We start from the raw sequence: 7,276 nt of genomic DNA on the forward strand, positions 1-7,276 counted from the left end.
CCGCCCGGCGTGGCACCCAGCCGAGCGCGGCACCGGAAGTCTCGGCCAGTTCGCGCGCGGCCGACAACGCGCCGGGCGACGTGGCCAGCCGCTCTCCGACCAGGATGACCGCGCCGGGCACACCCAGGACGGCGGCCGACGCGCGGAGGGCGTGTGCTTCGTCGCCGGGCACGGTCCGCACCAGCTTGCCGGCCAGCTTCGCCAGGCCGCGGCTGCGGAACGGCGCGATCGACACCACGGACGTCGCGTGCAGCCGCACGGCCTTGCGCAGCCGGAGGAACACCATCGGCGCTTCCTCTTCCGGTTCCAGCCCGGCCAGCAGCACGACCGTCGCGCGCTCCAGGTCGGCGTAGGACGGCCCGGCGGCCCCGGCGACGCAGGCCGCCAGGAACCCGGTCTCCTCGGCCGACTGCGGCCGCGCCCGGAAGTCGACGTCGTTGGTACCCAGGACGACCCGGGCGAACTTCGCGTAGGCGTAGGCGTCCTCGAGCGGCAACCGGCCGCCGGTGAGCACCCCGACGCGCTCGCCCGCCGCGGCAAGCCCGCGTGCCGCGCACTGCGCCGCCGCCGTCCACGAAGCCGGTTCGAGCCGGCCGGTCGCGCGATCGCGCACCAGCGGGGACCGCAGCCGGGCGGCGGTGGTGATGTACTGGAACGCCCACCGGCCCTTGTCGCAGTTCCACTCCTCGTTGACCTCGGGATCGTCGGCCGCGAGCCGGCGCACCACCTGCCCGTGCCGGGCATCCGTGCGGGTCGCGCACCCCGACGCGCAGTGTTCGCACGCGCTCGGCGTCGACACCAGGTCGGCAGGGCGGGAGCGGAAGCGATAGGCGGCCGACGTCAGCGCGCCGACCGGGCAGATCTGGACGGTGTTGCCGGAGAAGTACGAGTCGAACGGCTCGCCGTCGCCCGCGCCGACCTGCTGCCCGGCACCGCGGTCCATCAGCGCCAGCAACGGGTCACCGGCGATCGTGTCGGCGAACCGGGTGCACCGCGCGCACTGCACGCAGCGCTCCCGGTCCAGCAGGATCTGCGCGGAGACGGGGACCGGTTTCGGGAACGTCCGCTTCGGGCCGGTGAACCGGGACCGGCTGTGCCCGCTGGCCATCGCCTGGTTCTGCAACGGGCACTCACCGCCCTTGTCGCACACCGGGCAGTCCAGCGGGTGGTTGATCAGCAGCAGTTCCACCACGCCCCGCTGCGCGCGGTCGGCGACCGGCGACGTGGCCTGCGTGCGCACCACCATCCCTTCCGCGACCTCGGTGGTGCACGCGGTCACCGGCTTGCGCTGCCCGGTGACCTCGACCAGGCACTGCCGGCACGCCCCCACCGGCTCCAGCAGGGGGTGGTCGCAGAACCGCGGGATCTCGACGCCCAGCAGCTCCGCGGCCCGGATCACGAGCGTGCCGGCGGGCACCGTGACCGGGGTGTCGTCGATGGTCAGGGTGACGAGGTCGGTGCGTGCTTCGGTGACGGTCATCCCCGCCCCTCCCGGCCGGCGAACAGGGTGCTGCGCCGCGGGTCGAACGGGCATTGCCCGGCCCGCGCGTGCGCCAGGTACTCGTCGCGGAAGTGCGCCACGGACGACACGACCGGGCTCACCGCGCCGTCCCCGAGCGCGCAGAACGACTTGCCGGCGATGGAGTCGCAGATGTCGAGCGCTTTGTCGACTTCCGCGGCGGGCGCGCGGCCCGCCTCCAGCTCCCGCAGAAGCTGGACCAGCCAAAAGGTGCCCTCGCGGCACGGCGTGCACTTGCCGCACGACTCGTGCGCGTAGAACTCCGTCCACCGCAGCACGGCCCGCACGACGCAGGTGGTCTCGTCGAAGATCTGCAGTGCCTTGGTGCCGAGCATCGAGCCCGCGCCGGCGATCTCCTCGTAGTCGAGCGGCACGTCGAGGTGTTCCGCGGTGAGGATCGGCGTCGACGACCCGCCCGGGGTCCAGAACTTCAGCTCGTGGCCCGCCCGCACGCCGCCGGCGACCGCGAGCAGTTCGCGCAGGGTCACGCCGAGCGGCGCTTCGTACTGGCCCGGCCGGGTGACGTGGCCGGACAGCGAGTACAGCGTGAAGCCCGGCGACTTCTCCGAGCCCATCGAACGGAACCACGCCGCGCCATGGCGGACGATGGCGGGCACGCTCGCGATCGTCTCGACGTTGTTGACCACCGTCGGGCAGCCGTAGAGCCCCTCGGTCGCCGGGAACGGCGGCCGCAGCCGCGGCTGTCCGCGCCGCCCTTCCAGCGAGTCCAGCAACGCGGTCTCCTCACCGCAGATGTAGGCCCCCGCGCCCGCGTGCACGACCAGCTCGAGATCGAAGCCGGTACCGAGGACGTCCTCGCCCAGCAGCCCGGCCTCGTACGCCTCGGCGACGGCGTCGTGCAGCCGCCGCAGCACCGGCACGACCTCGCCCCGCACGTACACGAACGCCTGGGCCGCCCGGATCGCGTAGGCCGCGATGACGATTCCCTCGATCAGCTCGTGCGGATTGGCGTACAGGAGCGGGATGTCCTTGCAGGTGCCCGGTTCGGACTCGTCGGCGTTGACGACCAGGTAGTGCGGCTTCCCGTCGCCCTGCGGGATGAAGCCCCACTTCGCGCCGGTCGGGAAACCCGCGCCGCCCCGGCCGCGGAGCCCGGCGGCCTTCACCAGCCCGATCACGTCGTCCGGGTGCAGCGCGAGCGCCGCGCTGAGCGCGCGATAGCCACCGTGGTGGCGATAGGTGTCCAGCGTCCACGACCGGTCGGCGTCCCAGAACCGGCTCAGGACCGGGGTGAGCCGCTCGTCCGACCGGGCCGCGCGGAGACCGGCCAGGGTCGGGTTGCTGCCGGTGGCCGTCTGTCGGCGGCCATCGGGGAAACCGGCGAGCACTCGCGACGTCCGGCGGAACGTGCACAGCGGACCCGCGCCGCGCGTCGGCGCGACCGGCCGTCCGGCACGCAGGTCGTCGGCCAGCTCGCGAGCTCGTTCGGGCGTCGTGTTGTCGAAGAACTCCCAGTTGACCAGCACGGCCGGCGCGTGGTCGCAGGCCGCGTTGCAGGCCACCCGCTCCAGGGTGATCCGGCCGTCCGCGGTGGTCTCGTCATCGCCGACGCCGAGATGCTCCGACAAGGCGTCGAACACCTCGTCGCCGCCCATCATCGCGCAGAGCGTGTTGGTGCACACGCCGATGTGGTAGTCGCCGACCGGCTCGCGCTTGTACATCGTGTAGAACGTCGCGACCGACTGGACTTCGGCCACGGTCAGCCCGAGCAGCCCCGCGCAGAACCGCAGCCCCCGCTCGGAAACACAGCCCTCCTCGGACTGGACCAGGTGCAGCAGCGGCAGCAATGCCGAGCGCGGCCGCGGGTAGCGGGCCATGATCGCCTTCGCGTCCGCCGTCAGGTGGGCCAGCTCGCGGCTGTCCATGGTCGTCATCGGTCCACCCCTCCCATCACCGGGTCGACGGAGGCGACCGCGACGATCACGTCGGCGACACTGCCGCCCTCGCTCATCAGCGGGACGGCCTGGAGATTGGCGAACGAGGGATCCCGCACGTGCACCCGGTACGGCCGGGTCCCGCCGTCGCTCACGACGTGCACGCCCAGTTCCCCGCGGGGCGACTCGACCGGCACGTAGACCTGCCCGGCCGGCACCCTGAACCCTTCGGTCACCAGCTTGAAGTGGTGGATCAGGGCTTCCATCGACCGGCCCATGACCTCACGGACGTAGGCTTTGTCGTTGCCGAGCCCGTCCCGGCCGACCGACAGCTGCGCCGGCCACGCGATCTTCTTGTCCGCCACCATGACCGGCCCCGGCCGCAGCTTGTCCAGGCACTGCTCGACGATCGCCAGCGACTGCTTGATTTCGTCGACCCGGACCCGGTAGCGCCCGTACGCGTCACAGGTGACCCGGGTGCCGACCTCGAATTCGTAGTCCTGGTAACCGCAGTACGGCTGGCTCCGGCGCAGGTCGTGGGCGAGCCCGGTCGCCCGCAGCGGCGGCCCGGTCACGCCGAGTGCCATGCATCCCGTCAGGTCCAGGTACGCGATCCCCTGGGTGCGCGCCAGGAAGATCCGGTTCGCGTTGCACAGGTCTTCGTACTCGCCGATCCGGTCACGCATCAGCCGGACGAACTCGGCGATCTCGCGCTCGATGCCGTCCGGCAGGTCGCGAGCCACTCCCCCGGGCCGGATGTAGGCGTGGTTGAGCCGGACCCCGGTGATGCGCTCGAACAGGTCCAGCACCAGCTCGCGGTCGCGGAAGCCGATCGTCATCACGGTCAGCGCGCCGATCTCCATCCCGCCGGTGGCGATGCACACCAGGTGCGACGAGATCCGGTTCAGCTCCATCAGCAGCACCCGGATGACGCTGGCCCGCTCGGGCACCTGCTCGGTGACGCCCAGCAGCTTCTCGACCGCGAGGCAGTAGGCGACCTCGTTGAAGAACGGCGCGACGTAGTCCATGCGCGTCACGAACGTGACGCCCTGGGTCCACGTCCGGAACTCCATGTTCTTCTCGATCCCCGTGTGCAGGTAGCCGATCCCGTAGCGCAGCTCGGTGACGGTTTCGCCCTCGAGTTCGAGGACCAGCCGCAGCACACCGTGCGTCGACGGGTGCTGCGGGCCCATGTTGACCACGACGCGGTCGTCGGCCGCGACGGAGTCCCAGTCGCCGCCCTGGACGGTGACGGTATCCACTGTGGACATCAGTGGTAGGACCTCCGTTCGTGCGGCGGCGCCACGGCGGCGTCGGTGTACTCGACCGGGATCCCGCCCAGCGGGTAGTCCTTGCGTTGCGGGTGCCCGGACCAGTCGTCGGGGAGGTGCGTCCGGGTCAGCGCGGGGTGACCGTCGAAGACGATGCCGAAGAAGTCGTAGGTCTCGCGCTCGTGTGCGTCCGCCGCCGGGTAGACCCCGACGAGGGACGGGATCCGCGGGTCCGCGTTCGGGCAGGTGATCTCCAGCCGGACGCGCCGGTTGTGCGTGATCGACAGCAGGTGGACCACCGCGTGCAGCTCCCGGCCGGCATCGTGCGGGTAGTGCGCGCCCGAGACCCCGGAGCACAGTTCGAACCGCAGCGCGGGCATGTCACGCAGCACCCGGGCGACAGCGGTCAGGTGCCACCGCGCGACGAACACCGTCAGCTCGTCGTGGGCCACCACGATCCGTTCGACCGCCTCCGCCGCGACGCCCGAGCCGGCCAGCACGTCGGCGAACTCGTCGAACCAGCCGCCGTACGGCCGCGAAGCCGGGCCGGGAAACCGGACGGTGCGCGAAAGACCGCCGTAGCCGGACGTGTCCCCCGCGCCGGTGACGCCGAACATGCCCTGCCGCACCGCCGCGACGCCGCCATGGGCCCGCTCCCCGCTCATGTCGCCACCCTGGTGACCGGGCGCACGCCGAGCACGGCCGCGTTGGCCGCCGCGATCGCGCGTTCGCGGTCCACGCCGAGTGGCATCTTCCGGATTTCGTCGTGCAGCGCGAGGATCGCGTGCATCAGCATCTCCGGCCGGGGCGGGCAGCCGGGCAGGTAGACGTCGACCGGCACCACGTGATCGACCCCCTGGACGATCGCGTAGTTGTTGAACATGCCCCCGGACGACGCGCAGGCGCCCATCGACAGCACCCACTTGGGATTCGGCATCTGGTCGTAGAGCTGCCGCAGCACCGGGGCCATCTTCTGGCTCACCCGGCCGGTGACGATCATCAGGTCGGCCTGCCGCGGCGAGGCGCGGAACACCTCCATCCCGAAGCGCGCCAGGTCGTAGCGGCCCGCCCCGGTCGCCATCATCTCGATCGCGCAGCACGCGAGCCCGAAGGTCGCGGGCCACAACGAGTTCTTCCGCACCCAGCCGGCGACCTTCGCCATGCCGGTCAGCAGGAACCCGCTCGGGAGCTTCTCCTCCAGACCTGCCATTCACCTGCCTCCGATCATTCGCACCGTGGTCGAACGGTAGGACTCCGCCGCCGCGGCGGCCTCCCCCGAGCCGGGGAGCGGGCAGGGGAACCTGATGGCACACCGGGCGTAGCGGCCGCGGCGCGCGTGCACCACCTGCAGACCGCAGGGAGCCAGCTCCAGGAAGTCCGCCGGAAGTCCACAGTGGACGCACGGGACGCCGTGGAGCCGGAAGCCGGGCGGCATCAGGACGACATCCGGGCTTCGGCCGTCGCGTCCAGCATGTGGTAGAGCAGCAGCAGCTGGGTGATCGCCAGCGGTTCGCTGTGCTGCCCGGCGCCGAACGTGCCCAGCGTGCTCGGCGGGTCGCCCGCCGCCATCCCCAGCTGCGCCCAGATGGCCTTCTTGACCTCGGAACTCTCGTCCCGCCGCGCGTGCCCGTGGACGTGCAGGGTGTCCACCGGGCGCCCGTCGGCATCGCGGGTGAGCTTCAGGTGGATCGCGTGCCGCTCGACGTTGTCCAGCACCCGGCTCAGGTCGGGGTGCTGGACGGACGGGCGCAGCACCAGTTCCGCGGACAGCGGCGTGCCCGGCGGATCGTCGCGCCCGGCGATCGGCGCGAACCGGACCACGACGTCCGCGAGCGCCGACTGCGGCCGGATGTAGGCGGCGGACTCGGGTTCGCGCGCCTCGAGTTCGCGCAGTACCGCTTCCGGGCGGTACCCCCGTTTCTCGGTGTCCCTGGCGACCTTCCACCCGTGGCGGATCTCCTCGGGCGGCTCCAGGTAGATCGAGAGGTCGAAGCACGCTCTCGAAAGCTTGGTGTGCAACGGCAGCAGCCCTTCCACGAGCACGAACTCGCGCGGCTCGACCAGCTCCGGCCGGACCAGCCGCCCGGAACCGTGGTCGTAGACCGGTTTCAGGATCGGCTGCCCGGTGGCGAGCAGCTGGAGGTGCTGCTCCATGATCTCGACGTAGTTGCAGGCGGGGTGCAACGCGGTGAACGGCTGCGCCCTCCGCTCGACCCGGTCGTAGCGGTGGTAGTCGTCCACGCAGATGGCCGTGACCCGCTCCGGGCCCAGCGCGGTGACCAGACCCGCGGTCAGGGTGGTCTTCCCGGCCGCGCTGTCGCCCGCGATCGCGATCATCACCGGCCGGGTCGGGCCCCGGTCTTCGACGCGCTTGATCTTGATCAGTTTGTGGGGCATGCCTGCTCCGATCCCACCAGGGCCAGCGCGGCACGCACCACGCCGGTCACGCTGAATCCCAGTTCCGCGTAGACGGTGGCGCCGGGCGCGCTGGCCCCGAACCGCCGCAGCCCGAGCACGTCGTCACCCGGCCGCGCCAGCGCCTGCCAGCCGTGCGGCACGCCCGCCTCCAGCCACACCGCGGGACACGGCGG

Annotated in this window: 6 protein-coding genes and 2 pseudogenes; all 8 read right to left on the minus strand. The window is 71.9% G+C overall.

Translation table 11 applies throughout. The features are described 5' to 3' along the window. Nucleotides 1–1,480, minus strand: a 1,480-nt coding sequence (locus G3I65_RS14360; protein ID WP_160696553.1) for an NADH-quinone oxidoreductase subunit G, incomplete at its 3' end; no start/stop codon positions are given. Beyond that, nucleotides 1,477–2,811, minus strand: a complete 1,335-nt coding sequence (gene nuoF, locus G3I65_RS14365; protein ID WP_239071161.1) for an NADH-quinone oxidoreductase subunit NuoF — start codon at nucleotides 2,809–2,811, stop codon at nucleotides 1,477–1,479. The genes G3I65_RS14360 and nuoF, both read right to left, overlap by 4 nt. 18 nt (nucleotides 2,812–2,829) lie before the next feature. Then, nucleotides 2,830–3,414 (minus strand): annotated as a pseudogene (gene nuoE, locus G3I65_RS57275) (NADH-quinone oxidoreductase subunit NuoE); the annotation flags it as partial. Further along, nucleotides 3,411–4,685, minus strand: a complete 1,275-nt coding sequence (locus tag G3I65_RS14370; protein WP_160696555.1) for an NADH-quinone oxidoreductase subunit D — start codon at nucleotides 4,683–4,685, stop codon at nucleotides 3,411–3,413. The gene G3I65_RS14370 and the pseudogene nuoE, both read right to left, overlap by 4 nt. Beyond that, a complete protein-coding gene (locus tag G3I65_RS14375) occupies nucleotides 4,685–5,350 on the minus strand; it encodes an NADH-quinone oxidoreductase subunit C (RefSeq protein WP_160696556.1) in 666 nt (221 codons plus the stop codon). The genes G3I65_RS14370 and G3I65_RS14375 overlap by 1 nt, the downstream gene beginning before the upstream one ends. After that, complete coding sequence (locus G3I65_RS14380) at nucleotides 5,347–5,895, minus strand: NADH-quinone oxidoreductase subunit B family protein (RefSeq protein WP_160696557.1); 549 nt, start codon at nucleotides 5,893–5,895, stop codon at nucleotides 5,347–5,349. Before G3I65_RS14380 ends, G3I65_RS14375 begins: the two co-directional genes overlap by 4 nt. Before the next feature lie 224 nt (nucleotides 5,896–6,119). After that, nucleotides 6,120–7,082, minus strand: coding sequence for a phosphoribulokinase (locus G3I65_RS14385; protein ID WP_160696558.1), 963 nt, complete (start codon nucleotides 7,080–7,082; stop codon nucleotides 6,120–6,122). Next, a pseudogene (locus G3I65_RS14390) lies at nucleotides 7,067–7,276 on the minus strand (transketolase); the annotation flags it as partial. The pseudogene G3I65_RS14390 and the gene G3I65_RS14385, both read right to left, overlap by 16 nt.

Origin of the sequence: Amycolatopsis sp. SID8362, assembly GCF_010550475.1 — a bacterium.
GTDB classification, from domain to species: Bacteria; Actinomycetota; Actinomycetes; order Mycobacteriales; family Pseudonocardiaceae; genus Amycolatopsis; species Amycolatopsis eburnea.

Bases quoted from the DNA above. Each gene is read 5' to 3' on its own strand.
- G3I65_RS14370 (WP_160696555.1), bottom strand. From the start codon at position 4,685: ATGTCCACAGTGGATACCGTCACCGTCCAGGGCGGCGACTGGGACTCC.
- G3I65_RS14375 (WP_160696556.1), bottom strand. From the start codon at position 5,350: ATGAGCGGGGAGCGGGCCCATGGCGGCGTCGCGGCGGTGCGGCAGGGC.
- G3I65_RS14380 (WP_160696557.1), bottom strand. From the start codon at position 5,895: ATGGCAGGTCTGGAGGAGAAGCTCCCGAGCGGGTTCCTGCTGACCGGC.
- G3I65_RS14385 (WP_160696558.1), bottom strand. From the start codon at position 7,082: ATGCCCCACAAACTGATCAAGATCAAGCGCGTCGAAGACCGGGGCCCG.